This window comes from Pseudomonas sp. PDM31, assembly GCF_019218965.1.
Classification (GTDB): Bacteria; Pseudomonadota; Gammaproteobacteria; order Pseudomonadales; family Pseudomonadaceae; genus Aquipseudomonas.
Genome location: NZ_JAHUWS010000004.1, coordinates 315835 through 334627 on the forward strand (window position 1 = coordinate 315835; position 18793 = coordinate 334627).

The 18793-nt window shown below is 59.9% G+C and carries 11 protein-coding genes; all 11 read left to right on the top strand.

Annotated features, from left to right (window positions below):
* The first annotated feature begins 8 nt into the window (after positions 1 to 8).
* Positions 9 to 2081: a type IV pilus secretin PilQ gene (gene pilQ / locus KW839_RS10260; RefSeq protein WP_218424240.1), complete on the top strand. Its 2073-nt coding sequence runs from the start codon at positions 9 to 11 to the stop codon at positions 2079 to 2081.
* 4 nt (positions 2082 to 2085) lie between these two features.
* The gene (gene aroK / locus KW839_RS10265; RefSeq protein ID WP_060542625.1) at positions 2086 to 2604 is read left to right on the top strand and encodes a shikimate kinase AroK; all 519 of its coding nucleotides are present in this window, start codon (positions 2086 to 2088) and stop codon (positions 2602 to 2604) included.
* Positions 2605 to 2754: 150 nt separating this feature from the next.
* Complete coding sequence (gene aroB, locus KW839_RS10270) at positions 2755 to 3855, top strand: 3-dehydroquinate synthase (RefSeq protein WP_060542626.1); 1101 nt, start codon at positions 2755 to 2757, stop codon at positions 3853 to 3855.
* A 10-nt stretch (positions 3856 to 3865) separates the two neighbouring features.
* The gene (locus KW839_RS10275) at positions 3866 to 5458 is read left to right on the top strand and encodes an AAA family ATPase (protein WP_218424241.1); all 1593 of its coding nucleotides are present in this window, start codon (positions 3866 to 3868) and stop codon (positions 5456 to 5458) included.
* Between the two features lie 349 nt (positions 5459 to 5807).
* A complete protein-coding gene (gene gltB, locus KW839_RS10280) occupies positions 5808 to 10253 on the top strand; it encodes a glutamate synthase large subunit (RefSeq protein ID WP_218424242.1) in 4446 nt (1481 codons plus the stop codon).
* 32 nt (positions 10254 to 10285) lie between these two features.
* Positions 10286 to 11704: an FAD-dependent oxidoreductase gene (locus KW839_RS10285; RefSeq protein WP_007975602.1), complete on the top strand. Its 1419-nt coding sequence runs from the start codon at positions 10286 to 10288 to the stop codon at positions 11702 to 11704.
* A 255-nt stretch (positions 11705 to 11959) separates the two neighbouring features.
* On the top strand, positions 11960 to 13027 hold the full coding sequence (hemE, locus tag KW839_RS10290) for a uroporphyrinogen decarboxylase (RefSeq protein WP_218424243.1): 1068 nt from the start codon (positions 11960 to 11962) through the stop codon (positions 13025 to 13027).
* Positions 13028 to 13306: 279 nt separating this feature from the next.
* Positions 13307 to 14773 (top strand): N-acetylglucosamine-binding protein GbpA, encoded by a 1467-nt coding sequence (gene gbpA / locus KW839_RS10295; protein WP_218424244.1) that lies wholly within the window; start codon positions 13307 to 13309, stop codon positions 14771 to 14773.
* Between the two features lie 75 nt (positions 14774 to 14848).
* On the top strand, positions 14849 to 15388 hold the full coding sequence (locus KW839_RS10300) for a type II secretion system protein N (RefSeq protein ID WP_218424245.1): 540 nt from the start codon (positions 14849 to 14851) through the stop codon (positions 15386 to 15388).
* Positions 15389 to 15396: 8 nt separating this feature from the next.
* Positions 15397 to 17316 carry a type II secretion system secretin GspD gene (gene gspD, locus KW839_RS10305; RefSeq protein ID WP_060542632.1) on the top strand — a complete coding sequence of 640 codons (1920 nt, stop codon included), beginning with the start codon at positions 15397 to 15399 and terminating at the stop codon, positions 17314 to 17316.
* 4 nt (positions 17317 to 17320) lie between these two features.
* Complete coding sequence (gspE, locus tag KW839_RS10310) at positions 17321 to 18793, top strand: type II secretion system ATPase GspE (protein WP_218424246.1); 1473 nt, start codon at positions 17321 to 17323, stop codon at positions 18791 to 18793.

An 18793-nucleotide genomic window follows, 5' to 3' on the forward strand; every position in this document is an offset into this window, starting at 1 on the left:
CTCGAAAAATGAACAGGATTTTCACCGCCATCGGCCGTTCGCTATGGATAGCGTTGTTGTCGCCGATGGTCTGCGCATCCAGCCTCACGGCGCTGGACGTCGCCGCACTGCCGGGAGATCGCGTCGAGCTGAAATTGTCGTTCGACCAGCCGCCTCCCACGCCTCGGGGTTACACCACAGACTCGCCGGCACGTATTGCCCTGGACTTGCCCGGTGTCGTCAACCGGCTGACCAGCAAGACCCGCGACCTGGGTAACGGCAATGCCCGCAGCGCTACGGTGGTGGAGGCTGCCGACCGCACGCGGCTGATCATCAATCTGACCCGGCGCGCAGCGTACAGCGCGCGGGTAGAGGGCAACGATCTCTTCGTGGTGGTCGGACCGGCTGCGCAGGGGGCGCAGGCAGGGCAGGTGGCCACTGTAACGCCGGCCCCGCCCCGGGCCAGTCTGTCGGCAGGCAAGGCTATTGGTGGTGTTGATTTCCAGCGTGGCCCCCAAGGTGAGGGCAATGTGCTCATCGACCTGTCGGATCCGTCGATCGTGCCGGAGGTCCAGGAGCGCGGGGGCAAGATCATCCTCAGCTTCGCCAGGACTGGATTGCCCGAGCGATTGCGCGTACGCCTGGACGTGAAAGACTTCGCTACACCGGTGCAGTTCGTCAGCGCCAGCGCGACCGGCGATCGGGCCACCATCAGTATTGAGCCTGGTGGACCGTTCGAGTACTCGACCTATCAGACCGATAACAAACTCACGGTTAGCGTCCGTCCGAAGACCGCCGACGACCTGCGCAAGCGTAATGCCGACCGCAATGCCTACAGCGGGGAAAAGCTCTCGCTGAACTTCCAGGACATCGATGTGCGTTCAGTACTGCAACTGATCGCAGATTTCACCAACCTGAATCTGGTGGCCAGCGATACCGTCCAGGGCGGTATAACCTTGCGCTTGCACAATGTGCCCTGGGATCAGGCGCTGGATCTGGTACTGAAAACCAAAGGTCTGGATAAACGCCAGGTCGGTAATGTCCTGCTGGTTGCACCAGCCGATGAAATCGCCGCCCGCGAGCGGCAAGAACTGGAATCGCAGAGGCAGATCGAAGATCTCGCGCCGCTGCGCCGCGAGTTGTTGCAGGTCAATTACGCCAAGGCAGCCGATATCGCCAAGCTGTTCCAGTCGGTGACCAGCGCCGAAGTGAAAGCCGATGAGCGGGGTTCGATCACCGTTGATGAGCGGACCAACAATATCATTGCCTACCAGACCCAGGATCGGCTCGAGGAGTTGCGCCAGATCGTGGCACAACTGGATATTCCGGTGCGCCAGGTCATGATCGAGGCGCGGATCGTCGAGGCTAATGTCGACTACGACAAAAGCCTGGGCGTGCGCTGGGGTGGCTCGATCCGCAACAGGGGTAACTGGAACGCGTCGGGAATAAAAAATGGCGGCGACGATGCCTCATCGATCCTCGGAACACCAGGCAGCACCAGCACCAATTCACCGTTCGTCGATATGGGGGTTGTAAACAATACATCGGGAATCGGCATTGCCTTCATCACCGACAATGTCTTGCTGGATCTGGAGTTGTCGGCCATGGAGAAGACCGGCAACGGGGAAATCGTCTCACAGCCCAAGGTGGTCACGTCCGACAAGGAGACCGCCAAAATCCTCAAGGGCACCGAAATTCCCTATCAGGAAGCCAGTTCCAGTGGCGCTACCTCGGTGTCGTTCAAGGAGGCATCGCTGTCTCTGGAAGTGACCCCGCAGATCACTCCTGACAATCGGATCATCATGGAGGTCAAAGTCACCAAGGACGAGCCGGACTACCTGAACAAGGTGCAGGATGTACCGCCGATCAAGAAAAACGAAGTGAACGCCAAGGTGCTGGTCACGGATGGCGAGACCATCGTAATTGGCGGCGTTTTCTCAAATACTCAAAGCAAGGTCGTAGATAAGGTGCCATTTCTTGGCGATGTGCCGTATCTTGGCCGCCTTTTCCGGCGTGATGTGGTTTCGGAGAAAAAATCCGAGCTGTTGGTATTCCTCACTCCGCGTATCATGAATAATCAGGCGATTGCTGTGAGTCATTGATTCTGTGCGAAATTTGATTCTTGTTGGACCGATGGGCGCTGGCAAAAGCACCATCGGCCGGTTGCTGGCCAAAGAGCTGCGCCTGCCGTTCAAAGATTCCGATAAGGAAATTGAATTGCGCACGGGCGCCAATATCCCATGGATCTTCGATAAAGAAGGCGAACCGGGCTTTCGGGACCGCGAGCAGGCAATGATTGCCGAGCTGTGCGATTACGATGGCGTGGTGCTGGCGACGGGCGGTGGCGCGGTGATGCGCGAAGCCAATCGCCGGGCGCTGCATGCCGGTGGGCGAGTGGTTTATCTGCACGCGTCTGTTGAGCAGCAGGTCGGTCGCACCTCTCGCGATCGCAACCGGCCCCTGTTACGTACCGCCGACCCGGCCAAGACCCTTCGGGATCTGTTGGCGATCCGCGATCCGCTCTATCGGGAAATTGCCGACCTGGTGGTCGAAACCGATGAGCGACCGCCGCGAATGGTCGTGCTCGACATCCTTGAACGCTTGCAGCATCTGCCGCCCCGTTAAAGCGCCGGACGAAATGCGCTATCCTCGGCGTCCTGCCATGGTCGCTCAAGACTGTGGCGCAAGGCTCCGGAACGGCGTCAGACCAGCAGAGGCCGTGGATATTCGTTAACTCAAGGCAGGACGCCTGATTCATCTTCACTGTGGGGACACATGCAGACACTCAAGGTCGATCTAGGCGAGCGCAGCTACCCGATTCATATTGGCGAAGGTTTGTTGGATCAGCCTGAGCTGCTGGCCCCGCACATTCGCGGACGGCAAGTAGCCATCATCTCCAACGAGACTGTCGCGCCGCTCTATCTCGAGCGTCTGACTCGCAGCCTGGCGCAGTTCTCGGTGATTTCCGTGGTGTTGCCCGACGGCGAGGCCTTCAAGACCTGGGAAACCCTGCAACTGATTTTCGACGGTCTGTTGACCGCCCGGCATGACCGCCGCACCACGGTGATCGCCCTGGGTGGCGGTGTGATCGGCGATATGGCCGGTTTTGCGGCCGCCTGCTATCAGCGCGGTGTCGATTTCATCCAGGTGCCGACCACCCTGCTGTCGCAGGTCGACTCTTCGGTGGGCGGCAAGACCGGGATCAACCATCCGCTGGGCAAGAACATGGTCGGCGCCTTCTATCAGCCGAACGTGGTGCTGATCGATACCGCCAGCCTCAATACCCTTCCGGCCCGCGAACTGTCCGCCGGGCTAGCCGAAGTCATCAAGTATGGGCTGATCTGTGATGAGCCGTTCCTGACCTGGCTTGAAGAAAACGTCGATCGGCTGCGCAATCTGGATCAACAGGCGCTGACCTACGCCATCGAGCGTTCCTGTGCGGCCAAGGCTGCCGTGGTCGGCGCCGACGAGAAAGAGACCGGTGTTCGTGCCACGTTGAACCTGGGGCATACCTTCGGCCACGCGATTGAAACCCACATGGGGTATGGTGTGTGGCTCCATGGGGAAGCGGTGGCTACCGGCACTGTAATGGCGCTGGAAATGTCCGCGCGCCTCGGCTGGATCTCCGAACAGGAGCGCGATCGCGGTATTCGCCTGTTCCAGCGAGCCGGCCTGCCGGTCGTTCCGCCAGAAGAGATGACTGAAGCCGATTTTCTCGAACACATGGCAATAGATAAAAAAGTGATCGACGGTCGTTTGCGCCTGGTGCTGCTGCGCCACATGGGCGAAGCGGTGGTGACCGACGATTATCCGAAAGAGGTTCTACAGGCCACGCTGGGGGCGGATTACCGCGCTCTGGCTCAGCTGAAAGGTTAATAAGAACACAATGACTAGTTTGCATGCCGACGAGGCTTTCCTCGGCCATTACCAGTTGAGTCATGACCCTTTTGCTCCACGGGTGCCTGGCTTCAAATTTTTCCCGGCCCAGCGCAAGCCGGTGTTGGGACAGTTACATCACCTCGCGCGCTATAGCCAGCTGCTGCTGGTGGTCACCGGCCCCCAAGGTAGCGGCAAGACCTTGTTGCGTCAGGCTCTGGTGGCCAGCACCAACAAACAGTCGGTGCAAAGCGTGGTGGTATCCGCCCGGGGTGCCGGCGATGCGGCGGGTGTACTGCGTCAGGTGGCCCAGGCGCTGGACGTCGCTCAGGCCGATGTGGGCGCGATTCTGGCCCAAGTGGTGCAACTCGCCCTCACCGGGCAGGAAGTCTATCTGCTGGTGGACGATGCTGAGCAACTCGACGAGTCCGCGCTTGAGGCTTTGATGGCCCTGGCTGCCGGTGCACCGGAAGGTCGCCCGCACGTATTCCTGTTCGGTGAATCATCGCTGATCGCTCAGCTTGATGCTTTGCACCTTGAGGAAGAGCGCTTCCACGTCATCGAATTGCAACCTTACAGCGAAGAAGAAACACGCGAATACCTGGACCAGCGGCTTGAAGGCGCCGGCCGGGGTATCGAACTTTTTACCGCGGATCAGATCTCTGATATTCACGAAAGCTCCGAAGGCTGGCCTGGCAACATCAATCAGGTCGCCCGTGATGCAATGATCGAAGCCATGATTGCCAGCCGCTCAGCGGTCAAGCGTCCAAGAATGGGGTTCAATATGCCGAAGAAACACGTATTGGCGATTTCCGCCGTCGTCGTGGTCGCGGTAGCTGCCGCCTGGTTGATTCCAGGTCGCAACAAGGCACCGACCACGGGGGCTCCGGCCAACGAGCAAGCGCAACTGCCGTTGGGGGAGGGGCAATCGCAGGCCAATGGTGGTGCTCCCGCCGTTGAATTCGCCGGCAACACCCAGCCAATGCCATTGCCATTGGTCGGCAACTCGCAACCGGTCATGCGCGGTCCATTGGCCGAAGCGGCCGGTGGCATCACCGAGGGCGACGACGGCGTGCCGCTCGAAGGCTCCAGCGAAACACCGCCGACTGTAACCACCACTGCGCCGCCTTCGGGCGTGCCGGCTGGCCCGGCGCCAACACCGGCTGCCAAGCCGACGCCTGCACCTGTTCAGGTGGCTACCGCCAAACCGGCGCCGGTTCCTGCCGCCAAGCCAGCTCCAGCCCCGGCCAAGCCAGCCGTCGCCGCAGCAGCTGCCAAGCCTGCCGAGAAACCGGCTCCTGCGGCCAAGGCTGCGGGTGGCACCTGGTACGCCGGTCAGGCTCCGGGCAATTACGTGGTGCAGATCCTCGGTACCAGCTCCGAATCGGCCGCCCAGAGCTTCGTCAAGGAGCAGGGCGGCGAGTACCGTTATTTCAAGAAAGTCCTCAATGGCAAGCCGCTCTACGTGATCACCTATGGCAGTTTTGCCAATCGTGATGCGGCCGTTTCCGCCATCAAGGCCTTGCCAGCGAAGGTTCAGGCTGGTAAACCTTGGCCTCGCACTGTCGCCAGCGTCCAACAGGAACTGGCAACAACTCGCTGAAGATTCGGCGGCCTTACCCAGGCCGCCTCTCCAAGCACCTCAAAATTTCTACAAGTGCGCGCAACCATTCAGGCTGCGTGCCTTGTGGTGTCTGCGTCACAGTAGTCTTTGAGTCGTAGCGGTCAAAATTAAAAAAGTTTTGACTAGCACAGCGGATCGCTTTAAACCTTTCACAAATGCGACATGAATTTGCGACATTTCGTCGCCAAATTTGTGAGGCCAAGTGTCGGTGTGTACAATGACCTCCCTTTTGCCCCCGCAAAGCTGGCGTACGTTCGGCGCGGATGGTAAGTGGTTGAATTGAAAAGAAATTTGCCTCGAAAAGAGGCAGCCTGGTGAGAAAGTGTCTATGAAAGCAGGTCTGTACCAACCAGATGAATTCAAGGATAACTGCGGTTTCGGCCTGATAGCCCATATGCAGGGCGAGCCCAGTCATACCCTTTTGCAAACGGCCATCGAGGCCCTGACCTGCATGACCCACCGCGGTGGGATTAATGCCGACGGCAAGACCGGTGACGGTTGCGGTCTGCTGATTCAAAAGCCGGACGTGTTCCTGCGAGCGATCGCCCAGGAAACCTTCGGCGTCGAACTGCCCAAGCAATATGCCGTGGGCATGGTCTTCTTCAACCAGGACCCGGTCAAAGCCCAGGCTGCTCGCGAGAACATGAACCGCGAGATCCTGGCCGCCGGCCTGCAGCTCGTCGGTTGGCGCAAAGTGCCGATCGACACCAGCGTCCTCGGCCGCCTGGCCCTTGAGCGCCTGCCGCAGATCGAGCAGGTGTTCATCGGCGGTGAAGGCCTGAGCGATCAGGACATGGCCGTCAAGCTGTTCACTTCCCGTCGTCGCTCGTCCGTGGCCAACGCCGCCGATAGCGACCACTACGTCTGCAGCTTTTCGCACAAGACCATCATTTACAAAGGCCTGATGATGCCGGCGGATTTGACCGCCTTCTATCCAGACCTGAGCGATGAGCGCCTGCAAACTTCGATTTGCGTGTTCCACCAGCGCTTCTCCACCAACACCCTGCCGAAATGGCCGCTGGCTCAACCGTTCCGCTTCCTTGCGCACAACGGCGAGATCAACACCATCACCGGTAACCGCAACTGGGCCGTGGCCCGTCGCACCAAGTTCACCAACGATCTGATGGACCTGGAAGAGCTCGGCCCGCTGGTCAACCGCGTAGGTTCCGACTCTTCGAGCATGGACAACATGCTCGAGCTGATGGTCACCGGTGGAATCGACCTGTTCCGTGGCGTGCGGATGATCATTCCGCCTGCGTGGCAGAACGTCGAAACCATGGACCCGGATCTGCGTGCGTTCTACGAATACAACTCGATGCACATGGAACCGTGGGACGGCCCGGCCGGCGTGGTAATGACCGACGGTCGCTACGCGGTGTGCCTGCTCGACCGTAACGGCCTGCGTCCGGCGCGTTGGGTCACCACCAAGAACGGCTTCATTACCCTGGCCTCGGAAATCGGTGTCTGGAACTACCAGCCTGAAGACGTGATTGCCAAGGGGCGTGTCGGCCCGGGCCAGATCTTTGCCGTGGACACCGAAACCGGTCAGATCCTCGACACCGATGCGATCGACAACCGCTTGAAGTCTCGTCATCCGTACAAGCAATGGCTGCGCAAGAATGCCCTGCGCATCCAGGCAACCATGGAAGACAACGACCACGGTTCGGCGTTCTACGACGTCGATCAGCTCAAGCAATACATGAAGATGTACCAGGTCACGTTCGAAGAGCGCGACCAGGTGCTGCGTCCACTCGGCGAGCAGGGCTACGAAGCCGTGGGCTCGATGGGCGACGATACGCCGATGGCCGTGCTGTCCCAGCGCGTGCGCACGCCGTACGACTATTTCCGCCAGCAATTCGCGCAGGTTACCAACCCGCCGATCGACCCGCTGCGTGAAGCCATCGTCATGTCGCTGGAGATCTGCCTCGGTGCCGAGCGCAACATCTTCCAGGAGTCGCCGGAACACGCTTCGCGCGTGATCCTCAGCTCGCCGGTCATTTCCCCGGCCAAGTGGCGCTCGCTGATGAACCTCGATCGTCCGGGCTTCGAGCGCGCGATCATCGATCTGAACTACGACGAAAGCGTCGGCCTCGAAGCGGCAATCCGCAACGTTGCTGATCAGGCTGAAGAAGCCGTGCGCGCCGGTCGTACCCAGGTCGTGCTGAGTGACCGTCACATTGCCCCGGGCAAGTTGCCGATCCACGCATCCTTGGCTACCGGTGCGGTGCACCACCGCCTGACCGAAAAAGGCCTGCGTTGCGACTCCAACATCCTGGTGGAAACCGCGACCGCTCGCGATCCGCATCACTTCGCCGTGTTGATCGGTTTCGGCGCCTCTGCCGTTTATCCGTTCCTGGCCTACGAAGTGCTGGGCGACCTGATCCGGACCGGTGAAGTACTGGGCGACCTCTACGAGGTGTTCAAGAACTATCGCAAAGGCATCACCAAAGGCTTGCTCAAGATCCTGTCGAAGATGGGCATCTCGACCATCACCTCCTATCGCGGAGCACAACTGTTCGAAGCGATCGGCCTGTCCGAGGAAGTCTGCAATCTGAGCTTCCGTGGTGTGCCAAGCCGTATCAAGGGCGCGCGTTTCGTCGACATCGAAGCCGAGCAGAAAGCCCTGGCCACCGAAGCCTGGAGCCCACGCAAGCCGATCCAGCAAGGCGGCCTGCTGAAATTCGTCCACGGCGGCGAATATCACGCCTACAACCCGGACGTGGTCAACACCCTGCAAGCCGCTGTGCAGCAGGGCGACTACAGCAAGTTCAAGGAATACACGTCGCTGGTGGACAACCGCCCGGTGTCGATGATCCGCGACCTGCTGAAAGTCAAAACCCTCGACACTCCATTGGACATCAGCGAGATCGAACCGCTGGAGTCGGTGCTCAAGCGCTTCGACTCCGCCGGTATCTCCCTGGGCGCCCTGTCGCCGGAAGCTCACGAAGCCCTGGCCGAAGCCATGAACCGCCTCGGTGCGCGTTCCAACTCCGGCGAAGGCGGCGAAGACCCGGCGCGTTACGGCACCATCAAGAGCTCGAAAATCAAACAAGTCGCGACTGGCCGTTTCGGTGTGACTCCGGAATATCTGGTCAACGCTGAAGTGCTGCAGATCAAGGTCGCCCAGGGCGCCAAGCCGGGCGAGGGCGGTCAACTGCCAGGCGGCAAGGTCAACGGTCTGATCGCCAAGCTGCGTTACGCAGTGCCGGGCGTGACCCTGATTTCACCACCGCCGCACCACGACATCTACTCGATCGAAGACTTGTCGCAGCTGATTTTCGACCTCAAACAAGTCAACCCGAAGGCGCTGGTCTCGGTGAAGCTGGTAGCAGAAGCAGGCGTCGGCACCATCGCCGCCGGTGTGGCCAAGGCCTATGCGGACTTGATCACCATCTCCGGCTACGACGGCGGCACCGGCGCATCGCCGCTGACCTCGATCAAATACGCGGGCGCGCCGTGGGAACTCGGCCTGGCCGAAACCCACCAGACCCTGCGCGGTAACGACCTGCGCGGCAAAGTCCGGGTACAGACCGACGGCGGCTTGAAAACCGGCCTCGACGTGATCAAGGCAGCCATCCTCGGCGCTGAAAGCTTCGGCTTCGGCACCGCGCCAATGATCGCCCTGGGCTGCAAATACCTGCGCATCTGCCACCTGAACAACTGCGCCACCGGCGTCGCGACTCAGAACGAGAAGCTGCGCAAGGATCACTACATCGGCACCGTCGACATGGTGGTGAACTTCTTCACCTACGTCGCCGAAGAAACCCGTGAGTGGCTGGCCAAGCTGGGCGTTCGTTCCCTCGAAGAGCTGATCGGCCGTACCGATCTGCTGGAAGTCCTCGAAGGCCAGACCGCCAAGCAACATCACCTGGACCTGACCCCGTTGCTGGGCAGCGATCACGTGCCGGCGGACAAGCCACAGTTCTGCGGCGTGGAACGCAACCCGCCGTTCGACAAAGGCCTGCTGGCCGAGAAAATGGTCGACATGGCCACCTCGGCGATCAACGACAAGAGCGGCGCCGAATTCGCCCTGGATATCTGCAACTGCGACCGTTCCATCGGCGCGCGGATCTCCGGTGATATCGCCCGCAAGCACGGCAACCAAGGGATGGCCAGCGCGCCAATCACCTTCCGCTTCAAGGGCACTGCCGGGCAGAGCTTCGGTGTGTGGAACGCCGGCGGCCTGAACATGTACCTGGAAGGCGATGCCAACGACTACGTCGGCAAGGGCATGACTGGCGGCAAGCTGGTCATCGTTCCGCCGAAAGGCAGCATCTACAAGACCCAGGACAGTGCCATCATCGGCAACACCTGCCTGTACGGCGCTACCGGTGGCAAGCTGTTCGCCGCCGGCACCGCAGGCGAGCGTTTCGCCGTGCGTAACTCCGGTGCCCATACCGTCGTGGAAGGCACTGGCGATCACTGCTGCGAGTACATGACCGGTGGTTTCGTCTGCGTCCTGGGTAAGACCGGTTACAACTTCGGCTCTGGCATGACCGGCGGTTTCGCCTACGTGCTCGACCAGGACAACACCTTCGTTGACCGGGTAAACCACGAACTGGTGGAAATCCAGCGGATCAGCGGCGAGGCTATGGAAGCCTATCGCAGCCACCTGCAAAACGTGCTGAACGAGTACGTCACGGAAACCGACAGCGAGTGGGGTCGTGAACTCGCCGAAAACCTCGATGACTACTTGCGCCGTTTCTGGCTGGTCAAGCCTAAGGCTGCCAACCTGAAATCGTTGCTTTCCAGCACCCGTGCCAACCCGCAGTGATATGCGCCTGAAGAGTTTGATGAGGTTTTAAAATGGCTGAACGTCTGAATAATGACTTCCAGTTCATCGAGGTCGGGCGCAAGGATCCGAAGAAGAAACTGTTGCGTCAACGCAAGAAAGAGTTCGTGGAAATCTACGAACCCTTCAAACCCCAGCAGTCGGCCGACCAGGCCCACCGCTGCCTGGGTTGCGGTAACCCGTATTGCGAATGGAAGTGCCCGGTGCACAACTTCATTCCCAACTGGCTGAAACTGGTGGCCGAGGGCAACATCCTCCAGGCCGCGGAGCTGTCGCACCAGACCAACACCCTGCCGGAAGTGTGTGGCCGGGTGTGCCCGCAGGACCGCCTGTGCGAGGGTGCCTGCACCCTCAACGACGGCTTCGGCGCGGTAACCATCGGTTCGGTGGAGAAGTACATCACCGACACCGCGTTCGCCATGGGCTGGCGCCCGGACATGTCCAAGGTCAAGCCGACCGGCAAGCGTGTCGCGATTATCGGCGCGGGCCCGGCGGGCCTGGGCTGTGCCGACGTGCTGGTGCGCGGTGGCGTAACTCCGGTGGTGTTCGACAAGAACCCGGAAATCGGCGGTCTGCTGACCTTCGGTATCCCCGAGTTCAAGCTGGAAAAGACCGTGCTGAGCAATCGCCGCGAAGTCTTCACCGGCATGGGCATCGAGTTCCGTCTCAATACCGAAGTCGGCAAAGACGTGACCATGGAGCAACTGCTCGAAGAATACGATGCCGTGTTCATGGGCATGGGCACCTACACCTACATGAAGGGCGGTTTTGCCGGTGAGGATCTACCGGGCGTGTACGACGCGCTGGACTTCCTGATCGCCAACGTCAACCGCAACCTGGGCTTCGAAAAGTCGCCGGAAGATTTCGTCGACATGAAAGGCAAGAAGGTCGTGGTCCTGGGCGGCGGCGACACGGCGATGGACTGCAACCGTACTTCGATCCGCCAGGGCGCCAAGTCGGTGACCTGTGCTTATCGTCGTGACGAAGCGAACATGCCCGGCTCGCGCAAAGAGGTGAAGAACGCCAAGGAAGAAGGCGTGAAATTCCTCTACAACCGCCAGCCAATCGCCATCGTTGGTGAAGACAAGGTCGAAGGCGTGAAAGTGGTCGAGACCCGTCTCGGCGAACCGGACGCCCGTGGCCGCCGCAGCCCTGAGCCGATCCCGGGCTCCGAAGAGATCATCCCGGCCGACGCCGTGGTCATCGCTTTCGGTTTCCGTCCAAGTCCGGCGCCGTGGTTTGAGCAGTTCGAAATCCAGACCGACAGCCAGGGCCGCGTTGTGGCTCCGGAACAAGGTCAGTACAAGCACCAGACCAGCAATCCGAAAATCTTCGCCGGTGGCGACATGGTGCGCGGTTCTGACCTGGTGGTGACGGCGATCTTCGAAGGCCGCAATGCCGCCGAAGGGATCCTGGATTACCTGGGCGTCTGATCCCCCGATCCTGACCTGAAATGGTATCAAAATGTGGGAGCGGGCTTGCTCGCGAAGACGGAGTGTCAGTCAGCAGTGATGTTGCCTGACACTCCGCTTTCGCGAGCAAGCCCGCTCCCACATTGGTTTCAGGGTGTTGCCAAACATCGCATTCCCCCGCGACAAATTGACCCGATAGACAAAAGGCTGACCTGCAACCGTGCCTTTTGCGCCCGGCTCTGAGAAAATGCCCGCACTTTTTTTCCGGATGCCGACATGACTGCCCTGAAGAACGACCGTTTCCTGCGCGCCCTGCTCAAGCAACCCGTAGACGTCACTCCTGTGTGGATGATGCGTCAGGCCGGTCGCTACCTGCCTGAATACCGCGCCAGCCGTGCCAAGGCCGGCGACTTCATGAGCCTGTGCATGAACCCGGAGTTCGCTTGCGAAGTCACCATGCAGCCGCTCGACCGCTATCCACAACTGGACGCGGCGATCCTCTTCTCCGACATCCTCACCATCCCCGATGCCATGGGCCAAGGCCTGTACTTCGAAACCGGTGAAGGTCCGCGCTTCAAGAAAGTCGTCAGCACAATGGCCGACATCGAAGCCCTGCCGATCCCTGATCCGCACAAAGACCTCGGCTACGTCATGGACGCGGTCAGCACCATCCGCCGCGAACTGAACGGTCGCGTGCCGCTGATCGGCTTTGCCGGCAGCCCATGGACCCTGGCCACCTACATGGTCGAAGGCGGCTCGTCGAAAGACTACCGCAAGACCAAAACCATGCTCTACGACAACCCGCAAGCCTTGCACCTGTTGCTGGACAAACTCGCGCAGACGGTCACCAGCTACCTCAACGGCCAGATCATGGCCGGCGCGCAAGCGGTGCAGATCTTCGACAGCTGGGGCGGCGCCCTCTCGGCGGCGGCGTACCAGGAATTCTCCCTGGCCTACATGCGCAAGATCGTCAGCGGCCTGATCCGCGAGCATGAAGGTCGCAAGGTGCCGGTGATCCTGTTCACCAAGAGCGGCGGCCTGTGGCTGGAAAGCATCGCTGACTCTGGCGCTGATGCATTGGGCCTGGACTGGACCTGCGACATCGGCAGCGCCCGTGACCGCGTCGGTAGCAAGGTAGCCCTGCAAGGCAACATGGACCCGACCGTGCTCTATGCCAAGCCGGAAGCAATTCGCACTGAGGTTGGCCGCATTCTTGCCAGCTATGGCAAAGGCAGCGGTCATGTGTTCAACCTCGGTCACGGCATTACCCCGGAAGTCGATCCGGAGCACGCAGGTGCCTTCCTGCGCGCTGTGCATGATTTGTCGGCGCAATATCACCAGTAACTAACACGCGACAAAATCTAAAACCTGTCCGGACTAGCGCCGGACAGGTTTTTTTGTGCTGTTTAATTACCGATTAAACAAACTTTCTGAGTTTGCAGGAAATTGATGTCAGACAATTCCATCTGTGGAGTTTTCCAGCTGCTATTGAAGATTAATCCTACATAGAGGTTACCTTAAGCTCCGTAATATTCCCGATGGATTGCTCTAGGCGAAAGCAAAGGGCGATATCGCAAGCACTGGCGCAATTTATGCGCCTTAATTTCGATAAGTTGGGAATTTATGAGCGTTACTTTTGTTAAGAGAGCTACGTTAACTGCGGGCACATCGTCGGTACTGTTGTTGTCGGCAATGTTGGCGTCGCAAAGTGCTTCCGCCCACGGATATCTTGAAGTGCCGCCTTCGCGTGCACTGCTTTGCCAGCAAGGCAAAAACGTTAACTGTGGCGGAGCCCAATACGAGCCGCAAAGTGTCGGTGAAACCTTCAAAGGCTTTCCGGCAGGTATCGGCGGTGCTCCGATGCAGGGGCCAGTCGATGGCAAAATAGCGAGTGGCGGTCACTCGCTGTTCTCCGCCGTGGACGCTCAGTCTGCGAACCGCTGGCACCTCACGGAAATCAAGGATCGCAACATTGATTTCCAATGGCAGTATCCGGCTCCTCACCCGGCCACAAAGCACGAGTACTTCATCAGCCGCAATGGCTGGAACCCGAATGAACCGCTCACGCGGGCCACTTTCGAACCTGCGGCATTCTGCACAGTCGATGGCGGTCATAAGCTTCCGGTAGCCGGCGCTAAACAAAACTGCCAAATCCCGGCTGACAAATCCGGTCAGCACGTGATTCTGGGGATCTGGACCGTGGGTGATACCGACGCGGCGTTTTATAACGTGGCGGACGTGAACATCCTTGCAGAACCTGAGTTGCCGGGTGGCTGGTCGGGGGTAGGCAGCATTGCTTCCTCGGATACGTTGCTGGTCGGGGACAAGGTCAAGGCTCGCGCATTCACCGCCAACGGTGAGAGCCCGCAGTACAGCGTCGAAATCAGTATCGACAACCCTGAGGACGGTTCACCGAACGAATGGTCGTTCAAGCTGGCTGAAAAAATCAACCAGACTCACAAGCTCATCCGCGCCGGCGTTCGTGACGAAAACGGCAATATCGAGCCGATCAAAGGCAATAACAGCCTGTACGCCCAAAAAGAAAGCGGTGTGACCAGTTACATCGTGAAGGCTGACATCCTGCCAGACCCTGGCGCCAGGTTGGCAATCGGGTCGAAGCCAGAAAAATATCAGCTTGAAAAAGGCCAGACCAAAGTCGATTTCGGCGTTGTCTCCACGCGCAAAATGAACATCGAAGTCAACCTGTACGACGAAAACCAGAAATCGGTGGGTTCCCTCAAACAAGAGATTGGCGCGCAGAACTATATTCTTTCGATGGATGTTCGCAGCAATCCCGGCGCACACACCCTGGTATTGACCGGCACCACTCTGGATGGTCGTACGACCCTTCAGGACAGCCAACCCGCAGAACTCGTCGGTGAAGGCGCAGGCGTCGAATACGACTTCGTATTCCCTGAGGGTATCAGCGGCTACACCGCCGGCACCAAAGTGCTGCAGCCGAAGACCAATGAAGTCTTTGAGTGCAAGCCATTCCCTGAGTCGGGCTACTGCAAACAGTACAGCCCCACCGCGAACGGGTACGAACCAGGTGTCGGTGCTCACTGGCACATGGCGTGGAACAAGCTGTAACTCACAGCGCAGGACTTCAGGCGACCTGAACAGGGTCGTCTGAAGACGGTGTTGCTGTGGAGCATCGAGTTAAACATGGCACTTTCGAATTTCATCAGCCAACGCATTCGCGTTCGCCTGGGCCGCCTTTTTTTGTACCTATTGCCAGTGACCTGCGCAGTATTCCTGGTATGGCAAGAGCGCAACTTTCGCGAGCAACTGGCTAAACCACCGCCTGCCATTGCTGCTCCGTCGGCACTGCCGGCACGACAGCCATTGGACGCGACGGCGGTATCCAGCGTATTCGGTCTGTCGACCGGTACCACGCTGCAGCCCAGTGCCGAGCCGCTGACTTTGCAGGGCAGTTTTGTCGTCAGCAATGGTTTGTCCAAGGCATTGCTAAGCAATGCGCAAGGCTCGCGCCTTTATCAAGTGGGTGAGCGCTTGCCCGGTGGCAGTGTTCTTCGCCGCGTGGAGTTCAATCAAGTCGTGTTGTGGAACAAGGGGCGCGAAGAGCTTTTAACGCTTGCACCTTCTACCGCGCGCTTTTTGCAGCGACTCGACCCTTCTGTCGCTGCGCAACCAGTGACCACTGCCGCGCGTTTCCTACGCCCGAGTTCCGGGCAGACAGAGTGATCTAACCCATGAATAGCTACACCGGCGCGCATTCCCTGCGCACCACGCTGCTTTTCCTCGTTTTGGCGACGGCAGTCTTGCCGGGCGTACTTTGCGCCGAGGAAAAACAATGGCAGTTGGCGATGAACAATGCCGAGTTGCGGGACATCGTCGAAGAAATGTCCGGCATTCTCGGTACCACCGTAGTGCTGGACCCCAGAGTCTCCGGACGCATCACGGTCATGTCCCCCAAAGCCCTGGATCGAGAAGGCGTGCGTCGCCTGTTCTATTCGGTTCTCGATGCGCACAATTTCACCGTGATCGACGAAGGTGACCGCGTCCTGATTACCCCTGTCGCTGAAGCCAAGACCAGGGCCGGCAGCGGCACTGCAAAAAATGCCACGGCTTCGCAATATGTCACGCAGGTCATCGAGTTGAGTACCAGCAGCGCATCCGACATTGCCGGGCTGGTGAGACCACTGATATCGGCCAACGGCTATGTGGGTCCATCGGTATCAGCCAACGCTGTGGTCGTCACTGATACGGCCGCCAATGTGAAGCGTGTCGCCAGGGTTGTCGCTCAATTGGATGCCGGCCAGAACAATCTGCATGCGGTCGTTCAACTGCGTCACGCTCAGGCGACAGACATTGCTCCCGTGATGGAGGCCTCGCTGGGCAAGCGCAATACCGAAGCAGTCATACAGGTCCTGGCCGACGGCCGAACCAACCGTTTGATCCTCATCGGTCCGCCAGCCGTTCGCCAACGCCTGACCGATCTGGCCCGCAGGCTTGATACACCTGCCAGCGAGACCCTCGACAATGCGCGGGTGATTCGCCTGCGTCATAGCGATGCAAAGCAGTTGGCCGAGATCCTCGAGTCGATGACCCAAGGCAGAAAGCAGGCAACCACCCTAGGCAATGCCAAGGACACATCGACTGTTTCAAATTTCATGATCAAGGCTGATGAAAGCCAGAACGCGCTGGTGTTGATTGCAGAACCAGCGCAGGTGCGGACCATAGAAAACATCGTCCGACAGCTGGACCAGCCCCGGGCCCAGGTTTTGATCCACGCCGCCATCGTGGAAATCTCCGGAGATATCGCCGAAGCCGTCGGCGTCCAGTGGAACCTCAATACCGGCGATGCGTCAGGCTTTATCAACTTTCCCGGAACCGACATCCCGATTGTCGGTGGGCTGAAATTCGACGAGAAAAAATCGGCACCGGAAGGGGCGATGCTGCGACTGGGCAGCGACCGCTTTGGCGCCTTGATCTCGGCCCTGGCCAGCAATACCCACAGCAACCTGCTGTCGACGCCGAGCCTGCTGACCCTGGACAACCAGGAGGCGGAAATCATCGTCGGCCAGAACGTGCCGTTCAAGACCGGTTCCTACGCCACCAATAGCAACGGCGCGGATAACCCGTTCACCACGGTCGAGCGCAAAGACGTCGGCATCAGCCTGAAGATCAAGCCTTACATCAACGAGGGCTCGACCCTGCGCCTGGAGGTCGAGCAGGAAGTGTCGGATATTGCGCCGTCGGTTTCGGGCATTGATTCCTCTGACTTGATCACCAACAAGCGCGCGCTCAAAAGCACCATTCTCGCCGACGATGGCGAAATCATCGTGATTGGCGGCCTGATCCGCGACAGCGTGCGCACTCAAAAAAGCGGCGTGCCGCTGCTGCGTGACATTCCTTATCTGGGCGCGATGTTCCGCTGGAACCGCGACACCCAGACCAAAAGCAACCTGATGGTGTTCCTGCGCCCCACCATCGTGCGCAGCAAGGAAGACCTTTCCCAGGTCAGTCAGCAGCGCTACAACGCGCTGCGTGACTTGAGCAAGTCGGGGGCGGGGGAAAACAATTCACTGCTGCTGCCGGCAGAAGCGCGGGGGTTGTTCGACCCGGATCCCGACGCACCGACGTTCGACTTGCGCAGCAAGACGCGGTGAAGTCATGAGTGCAATCTGCGAGCAATTGCCCTTTGGGTTCGCCCGACGTTTTGGCGTGCTGCTGGAGCGTGATGGTGATGACCTGCGCCTGGTTCTGCGTAGCGATGCGCCGCTGACGGCGTTGGCCGAAGCGCGCCGGCTGTGTGGCCGTGAGCTGCCGATGCAGATTGTCGCAGCCGATGAATATGCAGCGCGGCTGGCGTCGGCCTATCGCGAGGGGCATAGCGCGGTCGAGCAGGTCGCCCAAGGGCTGGACGACGAGCTGGACCTGCTCAGTCTGGTCGATCAGGTCCCGCAAACCGCTGACCTGCTGGAGCAACAGGGCGACGCGCCGATCATCCGGCTGATCAACGCGCTGCTCGGTGAAGCGGTGCGCGAGCACGCCTCGGACGTGCACCTGGAAACGTTCGAGCAGTATCTCTCGGTACGCATGCGGGTTGATGGGCAGCTGCGCGAAATGCTCAGGCCCCGGCGCGAACTGGCGACACTGTTGGTGTCGCGAATCAAGGTCATGGCGCGCCTGGACATTGCAGAAAAACGCGTGCCCCAGGATGGGCGAATGGCGTTGCGCCTGGCCGGACATGAAGTCGATGTGCGAGTCTCGACGCTGCCCTCGGCCCACGGCGAGCGGGTGGTGCTGCGCCTGCTCGACAAGCAGGCCGGCCGCCTTGATCTGCATCGGTTGGGCATGCCTGACGATACCCTTGCAGTGTTGCGTCAACTGCTGGGAAAACCCCACGGAATCCTCTTGGTGACGGGGCCTACCGGCTCCGGCAAGACCACCAGCCTGTACGCTGCGCTGAGCAGCCTGAATGACCAGACCCGCAACATTCTGACGGTCGAGGACCCTATCGAGTATCACCTGCCGGGTGTTGGTCAGATGCCGGTCAATCCGAAGGTGGACATGACGTTTGCCCGAGGCCTGCGGGCAATTCTGCGCCAGGACCCGGACGTGGTGATGGTCGGCGAAATCCGCGATCGCGAGACGGCCGAGATCGCTGTGCAGGCGTCCCTGACCGGGCACCTGGTGCTCTCGACCCTGCACACCAACAGCGCGGTTGGTGCCGTTACGCGTCTGGTGGACATGGGCGTCGATGCCTACCTGCTGGCCTCGTCACTGGTGGGCATTCTGGCCCAGCGTCTGCTGCGCACATTGTGTTCCCACTGCAAGGTTTCGTACCCGGCGGACGCGGCGGCCTGTCAGCGCCTTGGACTCGATCCGGCCGCGCCGGCGCAGCTGTTCAGGGCGGCGGGATGCGAGCAGTGCCAGCACGGTTATCGCGGGCGTATCGGCATCTACGAATTGATCAGCGTGACACCTGCCGTTGCCGCATTGATTCACCAGGGCGCGAGTGAGCAGGCGCTGGTCGATGCGACGCGTCAGGTCTCGCGCAGTTTGTTTCAGGATGGTCGCCAGCGGGTGCTGGATGGCATGACCAGCCTCGACGAACTGCTGCGCGTGACCCAGGAGAACTAG